We start from the raw sequence: 15962 nt of genomic DNA, 5'->3' as shown, positions 1-15962 counted from the left end.
TGGGTGGGGATGACGACAGGAGACGTGACCAAGTGATCGACCGCAAGTCCAAGGCACTGCTGACGGACCTGATCAAGCAGGTGAAGGCGGTCGAGGTCGACCTCGGCCAGCAGGTACGGGACGGCGAGACCGTCCTTAAGCCGCTGCGCACGGAGTACGGCAAGCTGCAGAAGGCCGATCCCAAGGGGAGCCCCAAGTGGGATGCCTGGCTGGAGGAACGGCTGGCCGAGCTGCCGGAGGAGCGTGCCGAGCGGGTGCGGGCGGCGGAGGCGGTCGCGGGGAGACTGCGGGCCGAGTACGACCAGGCATTCAAGCTCGGTCGTACGGGGGCGACTTGGAGCGCGTGGCTGGACGAGCGGGTCACGCAGGTCGCGGTGGCGTGGGTGCTGGGCACGGTGTTCGTACGGTTCTGCGAGGACAACCGGCTGATCCCGGAGCCGTACCTCACGGGCCCGGACGCCGAGCGGCGGGATCTGGCGGAGGCCCGGTACCGGCAGTACGTCGAGGACGAGCAGGACCCGACGTACCGAGGCTGGCTGGAGCGGGCGTTCGCTGAGCTGGGCTCCGGGCAGGCCGGCAAGTTGCTGTTCGACAAGCGGCGCAACCCGCTGTATCAGATCCCCGTCTCGCACGACGGGGCGCGTGCGCTGGTGGAGTTCTGGCGGGAGCGGCGGGAGGACGGGGAGCTGGTCCATGACTTCACCGACCCGCTGAGCGAGGACGGCACGGAGGGGTGGGACACGCGGTTCTTGGGTGACCTGTACCAGGATCTGTCGGCCGACGTTCGCGAAAAGTACGCACTGCTCCAGACACCGGACTTTGTTGAGGATTTCATCCTCGAGCGAACAATGAACCCAGTGGTGCGGGAATTGGGGAGTCGGTTCGGTGAACTGAAAATGATCGATCCGACCTGCGGATCCGGGCATTTCGTGATTGGCGCCTTCCGCAGGATCGTCCGGCTGTGGGCACATCGCCGCCCCGACAAGAACCTCCACGAGCAGGTACGTGCGGCGCTGAACGCAGTGCACGGAGTAGACATTAATCCGTTCGCAGTGGCCATCGCACGCTTCCGACTACTCCTTGCCGCCATGGCAGCAGCTGGCGTAAGAACTCTGGCGCAAGCGGGGCAATATGACTGGCCGATCCACCTTGCGGTGGGTGACTCCCTCATCAAGGCCCGACAGCTTGAGTTGACGCTGATCGGCGAAGAGTCTGGAGACCCGCTGGCGGAGTTCGCTTATGCGACGGAGGACGTGCACGAGCACAAAGGGATTCTGGAACAGGGACGGTACGACGTGGTAGTGGGAAACCCGCCGTATATCACCGTCAAGGATCCGAAGCTGAACAAGCTTTACCGCAAGTTGTATGCGTCATGCGCAGGCAAATACGCCCTATCCGTTCCTTTCGCCGAACGTTTCTTCCAGTTGGCGAAGGTTGGTGAACCCGACGGCCGCGGATATGGCATGGTCGGCCAGATTACAGCGAACTCCTTCATGAAGCGCGAGTTCGGGAAGAAGCTGATCGAGGAATATTTTGCCCATAAGGTTGAACTTACAGAGGTGATCGACTCGTCCGGATCCCACATCCCAGAGCATAAGACTCCTACAGTGATTTTGGTTGGCCGAAGGCGTCCTGGCAGCAATCGAGCAACAACAATCAAGACCGTGCGAAGCATCCAAGGCGAGACCTCTACTCCACCGGACGGCCAGCCGGGGCCGGTTTGGAAGTCGATCATCAAGCAGATCGACAACACCAAATCAGCAGATCAATGGGTTGCAGTGGATTACTTGGACCGAGCACGCTATTTCGGCCGCCACCCGTGGGTCCTAGCAGACGGAGCTCTAGAAGTTCTGGAGCAAATCGATCTAGCGAAGGAGGCCGAGCTGAAGCGAGACGTATTGAGGGTGGGATATTATGGAATTCTGGGATCCGATGAGGCATTTACTGCGACACAGGAGGTTTTCCATCGCCAAGGCGTAAAGAACTCCAGCATCCGTAGGCTTCTAAACGGCGACGAGGTGCGTGACTTTGCCTTCAGCGAAGGAAACTTTGCCTTCTACCCATACGATGAGGCACGTAACCTACGGCACATCAGTGAAACACCCGGGGACGAACGGCGCCTTTGGCCGTACCGAACCGATCTAGGAAATCGCGCAACCTTCGGCGGCGGCACTTACTTCAAAGATGGACGCCCCTGGTGGGAGTGGCATCAGCTCCCGAAAGACCCTGATGCCCACAAGTGGATGATCGTCTTTGCCGAAGTGGCCACGCATAACCACTTCACGCCGGAGCGGGAAGGAAAAATCTCTAACCAAACAGCACCAGTCGTAAAACTCAACAAAGAAGCCACCGAATACGACTTTCTTAAGCTTCTCGGGGTATTGAACAGCTCAACAGCATGCTTCTGGCTCAAACAAGTGTGTTTCTGCAAGGGAAATGCTACTGCATCAAGCGGCATCGCAGATCAACCTTGGTCTTGGAATTACCAATTCAACGGAACCAACCTCCTCGACCTGCCACTTCCAGCACAGTATCCAATTTCACTTGCCACGTCTCTCGAAAAGACTTCCCAAGAAGCAATTGAGGCGGGCCAGGCCCATTTGGCCAGTCATCCCACGATTGATTCCCTGCGTGGGGCGCACGATAAGTGGAAATATGCACGAGCCCGCATGATCGCACTTCAGGAAGAGCTGGATTGGCAGGTCTACTCCCTCTACAACCTGCACCCCGAAGACCTTCGCGCTCCCGAGGCCGATGTTCCCGAACTAGCCCTCGGTGAGCGGGCCTTCGAGATCGTGCTGGCTCGGCGTGTCAAGAAGGGTGAGGCGTCCGACGAGTGGTTCAAACGGCACGAGTCCACCCCCATCACCACGCTCCCCGACCACTGGTCCGACGCGTACAAGGCCACTGTCCAGAAGCGCATCGACGTCATCGAGTCGTCCCGCGCCATCGGCATGGTCGAGCGCCCCGAGTACAAACGTCGCTGGGCGACCGAAGGCTGGGACTCGCTCCAGGCAAAGGCCCTGCGCTCCTGGCTCCTCGACCACATCGAGGATCGCGATCTCTGGTTCCAAGACGGCCAGCCGACCATCCTCACCCGTGCTCAGCTCACCTCCGTACTCTCCCTCGACGAGGACTTCGTCTCCGTCGCCGAGTTGTACGCCCCCCGCAAGGAGCTGGCGACCGTCGTCGCGGATCTCCTCGCCAACGAGCACGTCCCCTTCCTCGCAGCCCTGCGCTACAAGCCCACCGGCCTGAGGAAGCGCGCCGACTGGGAGCACGTCTGGGACCTCCAGCGCCAGGAAGACGCCGCCCCAGACGAGCCCGCCAAGCGGAGGATCCGGGACTCGATCCCCGTACCGCCGAAGTACGCGTCGGCCGACTTCCTCAAACCGTCCTACTGGCGTGCCCGCGGAAAGCTGGACGTACCGAAGGAGCGGTTCATCTCCTACGCCACGGGCTCGATCTCCGGCACTCCGGACCTGTTCGGCTGGGCGGGCTGGGACCACCGTGAGCAGGCCCAGGCCCTTAGTACGTACTTCACGAACCACGACGAGCTGTCCGACGAGCAGATGACTCCGCTGCTCGCCGGCCTCCTCGAACTCCAGCCCTGGCTCACCCAGTGGCACGACGAGTTCGACCCGCTGTACGGCGGCTCCCCCGCGGCCTTCTTCGCGGGCTACCGAGCAACCAAACAGGGCGAACACGGCCTGACCGACGACGACTTGCGTGCCTGGCGTCCCGGGAAGCCAACCAAGGGCTGATCACCCGACGTGCCCTGTCCTCACCCGCCCACGGTCGGGACGGGACAGGGCACACCCAAGCCACGAAGGCCTCCGTCAGCTCTTCGACTCGTTGCCCGCGTCGTCGGGAGTGATGGGATGATCGCTACCGCTGGCGGGTGCGGCTGTGGCGCGTACACGTACACAACGGTGAGGCCTGGCATGTCCTCGCGTGGTTCGAGTCGGGTCCGGTAGACGACCGTGTCGCCGATACCCTGCACCAGGCCGCGCCGGATGCCGAGCTTGGGTTTGACCTCCAGCTCCTGCCACAGCTCTTCGAGAGCCTGCTGGGCGACCAGACCGAGCACTTGGAGGCGCGCTTTGCCGCCGAGGCCGTGATCACGGCGATGACTCGGCCCACTCCTGGTTGCCTTTCTTGATCTCGGCGATCAGGCCGAGCCCCTCCAGCAATGCATCGTCGAACTCAGGGTCACTGGACGCACGGATGCTGCCGGCATACGTCTTGATGACGTCGGCAATCTGGTGGAGGTCGGTGGCGGTGGAAGCGTCCAAAGCGCGCGCAAGGTCGGCCTCGAAGCTCTCGGCGTCCCCTGGGAAGCCACGCCCGTCCCGCAGGGCGGCGCGAATGTCGGCCACGGTCCTGAGCGGAGGCGATGATGCGTGCGGTCTCTCGGTGTGCTGCGCACTCATGAGTCCTCCTCGGGCCAGGTATGCGCTTACGACCATAGTCGCGCTCCCGGATCGATCACGAGCTGGACGGCCATACTCATGAGTCCTCGCCCTGGCGTACGGCCAGCGGCTCGGTCGCCTGGACACGCAGCGCCGGACCTTCGTCCAGGCCCAGCACCACGGCGGGGTTACCTGCGTCGCGCTGTTCACCCCGCACGCTGACGACCACACGCCACTCCCCCCGCACCCTCACCCGCTGTCCGGGCCGCACCATGACCGCCGCGACCTCTCTCGCAACGGGCTCGGCCACGATGTCCGGTGCCTTCAGCTCAGCCCACACGGTCTTCCCGAGCCCACCCACGCGCTCATCAACTCCCCAGCGGTGAGCCAACGCCTCCACGAGCAACAGCCCGCGCCCGCCAGGCTCGTCATCACCAGGCGCCTGCACTTCAGGCCTGCCTGAGCCCGCGTCGCTGACCTCAAGCCTCAGAAGCCCGTCCTCCAGGGATCGCGCGATCCGTACGCCCACCTGTCGGTCACTCGGCACACGTACACGCAGCGCATTGGTCACCAACTCCGAGAGCAGCAACTCTGCGTTGTCCAGGACATCTTGGTCAGCACCCCAGTCACTGAGCACGGCGTGCAGCATGGCACGAGCCCGAGGGACGCTGGCGCGACTCCGAGGGAGTCGACAGGTGATCTCGTAGGTGGATGCGCTGGCCTGCTTGGTCATGGCGACCCCCGAGGGTTCGGCGACAGTGGCGAAGTCTCCCCGCACTGCAGCCCCGGTTGGCGCTGCGTGCCTGCTCCATCAGACTGACCGTCCAGAAACTCAACTCGCAACGTTGACAGACAGATTCGAATCTTTTCTCATCCTTTCGAGTGAGACCAAGAAGCAAGAGGACACGTCTCTGCTACAAGAGAGCTCATGAGCATGCGCGGTACGACCGACCGACCTTCCACCGTTCTAGGGCGACAGTTGGGCGACGAGTTGCGCAGGTACCGAGAGGCTGCGGGCCTGTCCACGATCGGGGCCGCGGAGGCACTCGACTGCACCAAGGGCAAGATCAGCCGCATGGAGAACGGCCGCGTCCTGGTACGCACTCCAGATGTAGTCGCCCTACTGCACGCATACGGGATTACTGACCCCGAAACTCACGAGCGCCTCACCGTCCTCACGCGAGCGGCCAACCGCCGGCGCCGCCAAGGCTGGTGGCATCAGTACGGGTCCGTGCTCGGTGAGACTTATCGCGACCAGATCGAGATGGAGGCCATCTGCGACAGCATTCGGACGTACCAAGTCCAGCTGATTCCCGGGCTCTTGCAGACCGCGGAGTATGGACGCGCGGTAACGGTCGCTTCGCGCGCCTGGCAGACACCTGAGGAGATCGACCAGTTCGTTCAGGTGCGGCTCGCCCGACAGGAACGGCTCACTGGCGAAGACCCTTTGGAGCTCTGGGCCGTACTCGCCGAGGGTGTTCTGCACCAGCAGGTCGGAGGGCCAAGCGTGATGCGCGACCAGCTCGACCACTTGGCACGTATGGCCGAGCAGCCCAACATCACCGTTCAGGTGCTGCCGTTCTCTCGCGGAGCGCACTCAGGTATGTTCGGGCCGTACCTGCTGCTGAGCTTTCCGCAGATGGCATCGCTCGACCTCGTTCTGACAGAGACGCCGACCGGCAACATGTGGATGGAGCAGGAGCCTGAAGTCGCTCGCTACCGCGCACTCTTCGACGACGCACGGACGGGGGCACTGCCGCCAGCGGAATCACTCTCGCTGATCCAACGTGTAGCCAAGGAGTATCAGTCATGAGCCATGAGCCTGGTATATCGCTGAGCGTAGAAGCGGTGTGGCGGACGAGCAGCTACAGCGGCGGACAGGGCGACTGCGTTGAAGTCGCCAACAACATCCCCACCCTCGTCCCCGTCCGCGACAGCAAGCGCCCCACCGGCCCAGTGATCGCCTTCACTCCCCACGCCTGGACCGCGTTCCTCGACCACCTGCGTTGAGCGGCGCTCATGCGGTGAGGCGTGGGCCCCAGCCGGGGCGTACGCACCTCACCCCATGCCGCGATCCCGCTCCCTGAACCGCCACAGACGCGTGCCCCTCACGCCCCGGGCGGGCGCCATTGCCCCGATGTGAAAGCGCTCAACAGCTGTCGGCTGGCAACCGTGAACGGGTGGTCGGGGCCCAGGCCGCGTTCCCGCCTGGCCACGACATCCGTCATCAGCTCGATCCCCGCGTCCACGTGGCCAAGCGCGGCCTGAGTCCGGGAGAGGAGCTGCTGAGCCGAGAGCGCGATCGGGTAGTCGGGGCCGAAGCGCCGCCTGTAAGCCTCGGTGACCAGTTGTATCTCCTGGTCGGCCTCGTCGAAGAGGCCCAGCAGGTACAGCGCCCAGGCGCGGTTGTGGCGGGCGCCCAAGGTCACCGTGTGGTCCGGGCCAAGGAACCGGACGCATTCCGAGGGCAGGTGAAGCAACGTGCCGTCTTCCTCAGTGACGACCTCGGAGGCGGACAGCAGTACCAGAAGGCTTGAGCGGGAACGCAGAGTCAAAGGGTGCGTGGGGCCCAGCGTCGTGCGTCGGCCGACGATCGTGGACCGGAGAAGGGAGAGGGCATCGTCCCGTCTGCCGAGATTTCCGAGCACGAGTTGAAGGCCATGGCCGCTGTCCAGGGTGTCGGGATCGTTGGCCCCGAACAGACGCTCCTGAGCAGCGCGGACGCGCTCGAGCAGCAGCTCGGCCTCGGTATACCTACCCAGACGAAAGAGCGCCCGGCCGGCCCTGGAGCGGGTGGCCAGCACGAGTCGGTGCTCCGCGCCGAGCCGCCGCTCGCTGAGGTCCGCTGCGGCTCGGGCGGTCTCCCAGGCGGAGAGGTAGTCTCCAGTGCGGTGCAGGGCGACGGACAAGCGGTTCGCCACGGCCAGTGCGTCAGCCAACGTCGGCGGGTCGTCGATGCGGCGCAGTAAGGCGAGCGCGTGGGGAACGAGCAGCCGGAGCAGCGGATCGTAAGGGCCCGCGTCGGGGAGACCGGGCACGGCTGCGTCGAGCAGTCGGACGGCTGTGGTGTTGAGAAGCGGCACCTTTTCCACCGGAGTCGCCGCCGCGACGCTGTCGAGCAATACCCCATGGCTCTGCGCGCAACGCACACCGATGTCGACCAACTCGGTCAACGATTGGTCGAGCAGTGCTCTCAGGGCGGTCTCGCAACGCGCGCGGGGAAGAACATCGCTGATATCGGCATGGTTCAGCAGAGACAGCGGTAGCGGTTCGGGAGCGAGGCGAGCCAACAGCCTCAGTAGCGTGGCCGCTTCGGGCAACCCTCGCGCCTCGAACGCGTCGAGGGTCAGTTGCCACGTCAGGCCGACCAAGTGCCGTGGATCCTCCCCGGACAAGGCATCGGCTCCTTGATCGATGAGTTCGACGCGTTCCCCCTCGTCGAGATGGCGCCCGTAGGTCTCCATCGTCCAGGGATCGAGCACCTGTTGGGAAAGGAAACCGCCTGCCAGCGTGAGAGCGAGCGGCAACCGGCCGAGCCGTTCCGCGATCTCCGCCGCCTCCTCCTGTGTGCCGCTGTGCGGGGCGAGGTCACGCAGCACCTGCGCGGCGTCCTCGCGCGGCAGTACGCCGATGTGCTGCAGCTCTGCCCCCGGCCACCAGCGGGCGGCCGACCGGCGTGTGGTCACCACGACCGTGCCGCGTGGACTGGTGCGCAGCCAGCTGCCGTCACGAAGGATCTCGGGTTGGTCGGCGTTGTCGAGTACCAGAAGCCAGGGCTCGGCGGAGCGGTCGAGATACTGCCAGACGAGGTCGGCGGCGGGACGGAGTCCGTTGCGGGCGGCCAGCAGTTCGCCGTCACCGGCACCTCGGTCGGCGGCGACGGCGAGCATGCCGGCGCGCAGGCTCGCGCGGTCGGAAGCACTGACCCACAGGCCCACCCTGCCGCACTCGTCAACGGCCAGCTGGAAGAACGTGTAGGCAACCGCGGTCTTGCCGCAACCGCCCATGCCGTACAGCACGTAGGCCTCACCGCCCCGGCCCTCCCGCACACCTGCTCGTAGACGTTCCAGCACTTCGAAGCGATCACGCAGAACGGCCGGAGGCCGGCCGACCGCCGGACGGCGAACCGAGTCGGGGCCGCTGGGCGTGGCCGCTTCATCGCCGTAGTGGTGGTGTTCGCTGATGTGCTGGTCACCCGACGCTTGGTAGACACGGCCACGGTCCTCGGCATGGCCGTCCATCGCGCCTGTCATCGCTCCGCGATGTGCTGGTCTCGCCCCGCCTGATAGATCCGGGCCTGGCCGGACGCGCTTGCGTGCTGGGTGACCACAGGGCCGGTCGAGCCCCTCGGATCAAGTTCGTCGAGGAGTCCGCGTAGTTCCACAGCGGCGCCGGGCTGGGCGGCGAGCAGGCGCCGAAGCCGCCCCTGCCACTCCAGGTGCAGTTCGCTGAGCGTCTCCTGGTCGTCGGCCTCTCCGGCCGCCAGAGCGTCTTCGCGGGTGGCTTCCAATTCAGCGGCGACAGCCTCGGCACGGTGCGGCTGCATTCGGCGCCACAGTTGCGTGATCCCGTCTCGGGTCCGATGCCAGGCGTCAGTTGTCATCAATGTGACCAGTGCGACTCCCGCGCTCTGCGCGAGTAAGGCCGTCTCCGGGTCCACAGTTCCCCCTGAATAAAATTTTCCGGATTTTCTGACTATATGCCGAATAGCCAGAATCTATCACTCTTTGATACCTTGTCGTTTCGTGACCACTTATCGTCGCACTCTCGAGCCTGATGGGACAACAAGAGGCCGCACGCGCCCTCTTCAGTAAGTCCATTTTTGACGTGGTCAAGCCGATACGTTGAGCGCTACAGTAATGACACTCTGGCCCAATCGAGGGGGCGATGGCCATGACCAGGCCGTGGGAAGCCGATCTGACCACGACATTCAAGCGGCGCCTGGGGAAATCACCGCAGGAGTTGGGAAACACGACCGATAATCCCGACTGCCCCGACATCTGGGAACTCGATAACGGGGACATCGCCGTCATCGGCCGGGACCTTACGGAGTCCCTGGGCAGGAAACTGCCGACAGGGGTCTCCATCGGAGCGGACGAACGACTCGTGGTCGTCCCAAGGAACATGTTGATTTCAGCGAAACCGGACATCCCGAATGTTTGACTCCTTTCCGAGTGGCGTTTCCGAACGCATGGATCGCCCCACGTACCACGCGGACTTCCGCCGGGTCTACGAGAGCGGAATTCGCCAATTGAGCAAGCTCGAACGAGGACAGAACTTCAAAGAACGCGGATTCGCCAGCTGGGAAGCCTTCGCCGTCGGAGAATGGGACCGTGCAGTGTCCCTCATCCAGGAGAAACGCGATGGCTACGCACAGCAGTTCCGCGAGGCGGCACGGCTGAACATTCTGGGGCGCCGTCTTCGCGTGGTGGAGTTCCCGGTGACCCCGTACGTGCAATGGGAGCTGTTCGTCCTGCGTCTGCGCGTGGAGCTGGGCGACAACATCAAGGTGCTCGATGCCCGCAAGATCTCGGACATCGAGAAGGACCACCCTGTTCCGGAGGTGGTGATCCTCGGAGACGTCGTCATGTACGAGGTGTGCTACGACGATGACGGGAACGCGGCGGGAGCCAATCGCTTCGCCGATCGAGCACTGATCCGGGAAACGCTGTCCGGATTCGATGCGCTGTACGAGCGCGCGGAAGACTTCCACGACTTCTTCGGCAGGGAGATCGCTCCCCTTGCCCCACCCGTAGTCGCCTACTGAGCCGAGCCGACCGCACGCGGCCAGGTCCACACCCCCAGCGCGACTGTCCAGCCAGCGCCCTCATCAGGCGCCCCTTCGCGTCCAGCCGACCGCAGCATGCCCGATGTATCCAGTTCATTGCTCCACGCAATGGTTCCGTTACTCTGATTCTCCATACTATGGTTCACTTGAGTATGTTCAGCACGAGCAAACTCGAAGGTGACCCATGCCAGGCTTCGTAGGCCGCACATCCGAGCTGGCCACCCTGAACCGCCACCTCGCCTGGGTGCGCGACGGCCGGGGCGACCAGCGCGGCCGGGCCCTGCTGCTCCGCGGCCGGCGTCGGGTCGGGAAGTCCCGGCTCGTCGACCTCTTCTGTGAGCGCGCCCAGGTGCCCTACGTCGTCCACCAGGCCACCCGAGGCGAGGATGCCCAACGGGAACGGGCCCGCTTCCTCGCCGAGGTCCAGCACTCCTCGCTCCCCGACACCGCCCTCCTCGCCGGCGTCACCACCGTCGCCGAATGGGACACCGCCCTGCGCCAGCTCGCCGCAGTACTCCCGGACGACGCCCCCAGCATCGTCGTACTCGACGAGCTGCCCTGGATGCTCGAAGGCGACCCGGTTCTCGAAGGCACTCTGCAGACCGTCTGGGACCGGGTGCTGAGCCGGAAGCCCGTGCTGCTCATCCTCATCGGCAGCGACCTCGCCATGATGGAACAGCTCTCCGCCTACGGCCGCCCCTTCCATCAGCGAGGGGTCGAGATGGTCCTCGCACCCCTCTCCCCCGCCGAGGTCATGGCCATGACCGGGCTCCCGGCCGCCGACGCCTTCGACGCCCATCTGATCACCGGCGGTCTGCCCCTCATCTGCCAGGAGTGGCGGGAAGGCGAGAGCCGCACCGACTTCCTCACCCGCGCCCTCGACGACCCCACCTCCCCCCTCCTCGTCTCCGCCGAGCGGGCACTGGCCGCCGAATTCCCCACCGCCCTCCAGGCCAGGCACGTGCTCTCCGTGATCGGCAGCGGTGAGCGGACCTTCGGAACCATCGCCGCGAAAGCCGGGGCAGCCGACCGACCGCTCCCGCCCGGCTCGCTCAACCCGGCCCTGCGCACCCTCGCGGACAAGCGGCTCATCGCCGTCGACACCCCGCTCTCCACCCACCCCGGAGACCGCGACCGCCGCTACCGCGTCGCCGACCCCTACCTCCGTTTCTGGCTGGCCTTCCTGGAACAGGGGATCCCGGAGATCGAGCGCGGGCGCAGCCGGATCGTGGTCGAGGCGATCGAACGCGGTTGGACCTCGTGGCGCGGGCGGGCGATCGAACCCGTCGTGCGGGAGTCGTTGGCCAGGCTGCTCCCCGACGAAACGTGGCCGCACGTCCGGGAAGTGGGCGGCTGGTGGCCCCGTACCAACAACCCCGAGGTCGACCTCGTGGGGGCGGACCGGTCGCCGGCGCGCGAGATCGGGTTCGTCGGCTCGATCAAGTGGCACGAGCGCGGCTCCTTCGACCGCCGCGCGCTGGCCTCGCTGGCCAGGGACGCCCTCGCCGTACCCGGTGCCGACGAGGACACCCCGCTGGTCGCGGTGTCCCGCTCCGGGTTCACGGTGGACGGGCTGGCGGCGACGTACGGGCCCGAGCGGCTGATGGAGGCGTGGGCTTCCGCTGCGTGAGCTCCCTCCCCCATGTCAGACACGCCCGATACGATCGAAGGCCGTCCCCACGTGTGAACAGTGGCGGACGGTTGCTTCCGGGGCAGCGAGCGGTGCGGGCACCGCTCGCCGTTCCGGTCGACGGGGGACGCGCCGCGCTGCCCGGTGGACGTAGACGTAGTACACGGCAAAACAGGAGACGCGAGACAGAGATGGCCCCGACCGCCGCCACGGCCCCCCTCCTCCGCGATGTCATCGACATCAAGACGTCCATCTCCACGTCCGACTTCGTCCTGAAGCTGGCCGAGGCCGTCACCAAGGAGGGCGCTGAACGGGCGCTGCGGGACTACGTCGTCACCGAGCGCCTTCTCGAAAACTTCGACGAGGCGCTGAGTCTGATCAAGACCGCGCTGGACGGGCAAACGTCGAAGGCCGCGTACCTGCACGGTTCATTCGGTTCCGGTAAGTCGCACTTCATGGCCGTGCTGCACGCCTTGCTCAGGGGTGATCAGGCCGCGCGTGCCCGGACCGACTTCGATCCGGTGCTGGCCAAGCACGAGTGGCTGAGCACCGACGGGAAGCGGTTCCTTCTCGTGCCGTACCACATGCTCGGGGCCAAGTCCCTGGAGCAGCGGGTGCTCGGTGGGTACGTCAGCCATGTCAAGGCGCTGCATCCCGAGGCGTCCACTCCGCAGGTCTACCGGACCGACTCCCTCTTCGCGGACATCCGCGCGCTGAGGGATCGTATGGGCGACGACAAGTTCATCGAAGGGCTCGCCGGAGCCGCGGCTGACGGAGACAGCGCCGATGCCGACGACGAGTGGGGGGACTCCTTCGCCTGGACCCCGGCGCTCCTCGAGACCGCCCTCGCCGCCGAGGAACTGGACGGCGCCGAGGCCAACCTGAACCTGGTCAACCCGACCACCCCGGCCGAGCTACGCGCCAAGCTGGTGCACGACGCGAGCACCAGCTGGTTCCCCGGCTTCGCGCAGAACGCCGCCGAGGACGAGCACGGCTTCATCTCGCTCGACGCCGGCCTCGCTGTCATCGCCGAGCATGCGAAGTCCTTGAATTACGACGGACTCATTCTGTTCATGGACGAGCTGATCCTCTGGCTCGCCAACCGCATCCACGATCAGAAGTTCGTGTCCCGCGAAGCCGACAAGATCACCAACTTCGTGGAGGGCGCTGACTCTCGCCGCGCCATCCCCATCGTGTCGTTCATCGCGCGGCAGCGCGATCTTCGGGAGCTGGTCGGCCAGGAGGTCTCCGGGGCGGCCGAGACTGCCATCCAGGACAGCCTCAATCTGGCCTCCGGTCGCTTCGACAAGATCACGCTGGAGGACCGCAACCTCCCGCAGATCGCCCACGCCCGCCTCCTGAAGCCCAAGGACGCGGAGGCCGCCGCCAAGCTCGACGCGGCGTTCGCGAAGATCAAGCGGGTCGGGCCGCAGGTATGGGACGTGCTGCTGGGCTCCGACGAGGGGACGACCGGCGCCGACGAGGCGTCGTTCCGGCTGACCTATCCCTTCTCGCCTTCGTTCATGGACACCCTGGTCCACATCTCCTCGGCGCTGCAGCGCTCCCGTACCGGTCTGAAGTTGATGGGCCAGCTGCTCGCCGACCACCGCGACGACGCGACGCTGGAGCAGCTCATTCCGCTCGGCGACCTGTATCCGGTCATCGCCGACGGCGGCGACCGGCCGTTCGTCGACAGCCTGAAGGTGGAGTTCCAGGCCGCGGACAAGCTGTACCGCACCAAGCTGCGGCCTTATCTCCTGGCGATGTACGACGTCTCGGAGGAGGACATCGAGCGCTATCGCCATCGGCGCGAGACGATCACCGAGCAGGGACTCCTCCAGCGGTGCAAGGCGTTCGTGGGCGACGACCGGCTGATGTGCACGCTCCTGCTGTCCGCGCTGGCGCCCAGCGTGCCCGCGCTGCGCGACCTGACGATCCGGCGGCTCGCAGCCCTCAACCACGGCTCGGTCATCTCCCCCATTCCGGGCGCGGAGGTCGGCGCGATCCAGTCCAAGGTCGACGAGTGGGCATCGCGCTTCGCGGAGATCAAGCCCACCGGCACCAAGGTCAACCCTGGCGTACGGCTCGAGTTGGCCGGCGTGGACGTGGATTCCGTCATCGCCAACGCCAACGTCAACAACAACCGCTCCAACCGCCGTGCCCTCGCCAAGCGACTCCTCGCCGAGGAACTGGGCATCGACCTCCAGGAGCGGCTTACCGCCGACGAGTTGAAATTCGTGTGGCGTGGTTCGAACCGCACGGTGGAGGTCATCTTCGGCAACATCGCCGACCACGACGACCTGCAGGACCACGACTTCGCCCCCAGCCAGGACGGGCTGTGGCGGATGATCATCGACCTGCCGTACGACGAGGGCGAGTACGGACCGCGGGAGGACGCCAACCGCATGGCCGAGCTCCGCCGGCTTCCCGGCCATCGGCCACGGACGGTGGGGTGGATCCCCACGCATCTGTCCGCAGGCCGCTTCCAGGACTTCCAACGACTCGTCGTCATCCACTACGCCCTCGCCGACCAGCGGCGCTTCGACACCAGCTACGCGCAACACCTGAACGCCGACAACCGGGCTCGCGCCAAAGCACTGTTGGAAGACCAGCGCGAAACCCTCACCAAGACGGTGAAGGCGGCCTTCAAGCAGGCCTACGGCCTTGCGGCCAAGAAGCCCGGCGACGTCAACCCGGACTTCAACGACCATCTGGAACCGCTGCCCGACGTACCGGATCTGCGCGTCTCCATCGGACAGTCGCTGCATGACGCGGTCCGGCACGTGGCGGGCAAGCTGCTGGCCCACCAGTTCCCCGCGCACCCGGACTTCGACCCGGACGGCACGGGTAGCGTTGTCAAACTCGCCGACGCGCGGGCAGTGTTCGGGTACATCCGCGCTGCAGCGGAGGCCGGTGAACGGCAGGCCGAGATCCCGGCCAAGGAGCGTCCCCTCATGCGGCGCATCGCCGCGCCGCTGGGGCTCGGCCAGCAGAAGGAGGCCTACTTCCGGCTGTCCACTCGCTGGCCGGAGCACTTCGCCCTCCAGGCGCGCGGCGAGGCCGGGCCGGGTGACCTCAGCGTCGTACAACTCTCCGAGTGGATCGACCGTCCCGCGCCGATGGGGCTGGAGCCGTTCCTCGCCAACCTGGTCATCGCGTCGTACGCGGAGATGGACGACCGGGTCTGGGTACGGGCAGGTGCCCTGCTCGACCCCTCGCCCGAGCTCTCGGCGATCAAGCCGCAGGACGCTCTGCGTTCCCAGCCGCTGCCGGAGGAAGGCGTCTGGGAGGAGGCGGGGCGCCGCTATTGGGAGATCTTCGGCGAGGAGCCCCCCAGGCTGCGCCGGGGCCGGATGGTCGGGCAGTTCGCCCGGCGGATCATGGAGCGGGCCCGCACGTACCAGCCGCACGCGGCCGATCTGGTGGCGCAGTTGGAAAAGCACGCGACGCTGCTCGGCCTGGACGGCACCGACGAGTCCGGCCGACTGGCGATCGCCCGCCGGGCCCGGGACCTGCTGGATGAACTGCGCGGGCTGGATCAGGGTGCGGCCGGCGGTTCCGCGGCGGCCAAGCAGGTCATCTCCGCCTTCGCCGGCTTCGATCTCGGCGACGTGCCGACGAGCCGCTACGGTGCGTCGATCAAGCAGGCCGAGGCCGTCGCGGCGGCCCTGGCCACCGCGGCCTGGGACATGCTCAAGCTCGCGCCCAACTACGGGCCGCAGGGTGAGGCGGTGCTGGAGGAGTTGCGCGGCGCGGCGCGTGTCGATCAGCGCACCAAGGACCTCAAGGACGCTCTGCGGGAGGCACGGCGCGCCATCGTCGCCGTCATCGAGCGCAGTCAGGCGCAGACCGCTGACCCGCGTAGGGCATACACCGCGCCGACGCCGGCCGAACCACTCACCAAGCCCGACGCAATCAGTCTGAGCACCGACACCAGCCAACCGCCCGTGCCTTCAACCCACCCTGACACCGGCGGCGGACGACGTGCGGGACGCCGCTCGGGCGGGGGCCGGACCACGGCCTCCCGTGCGCTGGCCGAGTTGAGGGCCGAACTGGCCGAACTGGCGGCTGCCGAGCCGGACGTAGAGATCGAGATCAGCTGGCGGGTCGTGGAATGAGCGGAAGGCAGCGG

Annotated in this window: 11 protein-coding genes; 7 read left to right on the top strand and 4 right to left on the bottom strand. The window is 66.0% G+C overall.

The features are described 5' to 3' along the window. Positions 1-32 precede the first annotated feature (32 nt). The gene (gene pglX, locus CES90_RS13060; protein ID WP_189784312.1) at positions 33-3764 is read left to right on the top strand and encodes a BREX-2 system adenine-specific DNA-methyltransferase PglX; all 3732 of its coding nucleotides are present in this window, start codon (positions 33-35) and stop codon (positions 3762-3764) included. 357 nt (positions 3765-4121) lie between these two features. Here the strand turns inward: pglX and CES90_RS13055 are convergent, their stop codons facing one another. After that, a complete protein-coding gene (locus tag CES90_RS13055) occupies positions 4122-4433 on the bottom strand; it encodes a DUF6247 family protein (protein ID WP_189784311.1) in 312 nt (103 codons plus the stop codon). 76 nt (positions 4434-4509) lie between these two features. After that, complete coding sequence (locus tag CES90_RS51240; protein ID WP_189784310.1) at positions 4510-5145, bottom strand: ATP-binding protein; 636 nt, start codon at positions 5143-5145, stop codon at positions 4510-4512. 195 nt (positions 5146-5340) lie between these two features. Here CES90_RS51240 and CES90_RS13045 point away from each other — a divergent pair, with 195 nt between their 5' ends. Both CES90_RS13045 and CES90_RS13040 read left to right on the top strand, forming a co-directional pair. After that, on the top strand, positions 5341-6225 hold the full coding sequence (locus tag CES90_RS13045) for a helix-turn-helix domain-containing protein (RefSeq protein WP_189784309.1): 885 nt from the start codon (positions 5341-5343) through the stop codon (positions 6223-6225). Then, positions 6222-6422 carry a DUF397 domain-containing protein gene (locus CES90_RS13040; protein ID WP_189784308.1) on the top strand — a complete coding sequence of 67 codons (201 nt, stop codon included), beginning with the start codon at positions 6222-6224 and terminating at the stop codon, positions 6420-6422. The genes CES90_RS13045 and CES90_RS13040 overlap by 4 nt, the downstream gene beginning before the upstream one ends. A 98-nt stretch (positions 6423-6520) precedes the next feature. Here CES90_RS13040 and CES90_RS13035 read toward each other — a convergent pair whose 3' ends face one another. Continuing rightward, positions 6521-8665: a tetratricopeptide repeat protein gene (locus CES90_RS13035; protein ID WP_229913963.1), complete on the bottom strand. Its 2145-nt coding sequence runs from the start codon at positions 8663-8665 to the stop codon at positions 6521-6523. Beyond that, on the bottom strand, positions 8662-8958 hold the full coding sequence (locus tag CES90_RS13030) for a hypothetical protein (RefSeq protein ID WP_373313416.1): 297 nt from the start codon (positions 8956-8958) through the stop codon (positions 8662-8664). Before CES90_RS13030 ends, CES90_RS13035 begins: the two co-directional genes overlap by 4 nt. A gap of 347 nt (positions 8959-9305) precedes the next feature. Here CES90_RS13030 and CES90_RS13025 point away from each other — a divergent pair, with 347 nt between their 5' ends. The 4 genes from CES90_RS13025 to pglY all read left to right on the top strand — a co-directional run bounded on the left by CES90_RS13025 (position 9306) and on the right by pglY (position 15948). Then, the gene (locus CES90_RS13025; RefSeq protein ID WP_189784306.1) at positions 9306-9575 is read left to right on the top strand and encodes a hypothetical protein; all 270 of its coding nucleotides are present in this window, start codon (positions 9306-9308) and stop codon (positions 9573-9575) included. After that, positions 9568-10179 carry a DUF6879 family protein gene (locus tag CES90_RS13020; protein WP_189784305.1) on the top strand — a complete coding sequence of 204 codons (612 nt, stop codon included), beginning with the start codon at positions 9568-9570 and terminating at the stop codon, positions 10177-10179. Before CES90_RS13025 ends, CES90_RS13020 begins: the two co-directional genes overlap by 8 nt. 205 nt (positions 10180-10384) lie before the next feature. Next, entirely contained in the window at positions 10385-11830 is a 1446-nt protein-coding gene (locus CES90_RS13015; protein ID WP_189784304.1) for an ATP-binding protein, read from the top strand. Between the two features lie 191 nt (positions 11831-12021). Then, positions 12022-15948, top strand: a complete 3927-nt coding sequence (gene pglY, locus CES90_RS13010) for a BREX-2 system ATPase PglY (protein ID WP_189784303.1) — start codon at positions 12022-12024, stop codon at positions 15946-15948. Positions 15949-15962 lie beyond the last annotated feature (14 nt).

Source organism: Streptomyces capitiformicae (assembly GCF_002214185.1).
GTDB lineage: Bacteria > Actinomycetota > Actinomycetes > Streptomycetales > Streptomycetaceae > Streptomyces > Streptomyces capitiformicae.
The sequence above is the reverse complement of the archived record's forward strand: the minus strand, read 5'-3'. Positions and strand labels throughout refer to the sequence as shown.

Excerpts from the sequence above, each read along its gene's own strand:
- CES90_RS13025 (WP_189784306.1), top strand. The coding sequence starts at position 9,306 with ATGACCAGGCCGTGGGAAGCCGATCTGACCACGACATTCAAGCGGCGC.
- CES90_RS13040 (WP_189784308.1), top strand. The coding sequence starts at position 6,222 with ATGAGCCATGAGCCTGGTATATCGCTGAGCGTAGAAGCGGTGTGGCGG.
- CES90_RS13055 (WP_189784311.1), bottom strand. The coding sequence starts at position 4,433 with ATGAGTGCGCAGCACACCGAGAGACCGCACGCATCATCGCCTCCGCTC.
- pglY (WP_189784303.1), top strand. The coding sequence starts at position 12,022 with ATGGCCCCGACCGCCGCCACGGCCCCCCTCCTCCGCGATGTCATCGAC.
- CES90_RS51240 (WP_189784310.1), bottom strand. The coding sequence starts at position 5,145 with ATGACCAAGCAGGCCAGCGCATCCACCTACGAGATCACCTGTCGACTC.
- CES90_RS13015 (WP_189784304.1), top strand. The coding sequence starts at position 10,385 with ATGCCAGGCTTCGTAGGCCGCACATCCGAGCTGGCCACCCTGAACCGC.
- CES90_RS13045 (WP_189784309.1), top strand. The coding sequence starts at position 5,341 with ATGAGCATGCGCGGTACGACCGACCGACCTTCCACCGTTCTAGGGCGA.
- CES90_RS13020 (WP_189784305.1), top strand. The coding sequence starts at position 9,568 with ATGTTTGACTCCTTTCCGAGTGGCGTTTCCGAACGCATGGATCGCCCC.
- CES90_RS13030 (WP_373313416.1), bottom strand. The coding sequence starts at position 8,958 with ATGCAGCCGCACCGTGCCGAGGCTGTCGCCGCTGAATTGGAAGCCACC.
- CES90_RS13035 (WP_229913963.1), bottom strand. The coding sequence starts at position 8,665 with ATGACAGGCGCGATGGACGGCCATGCCGAGGACCGTGGCCGTGTCTAC.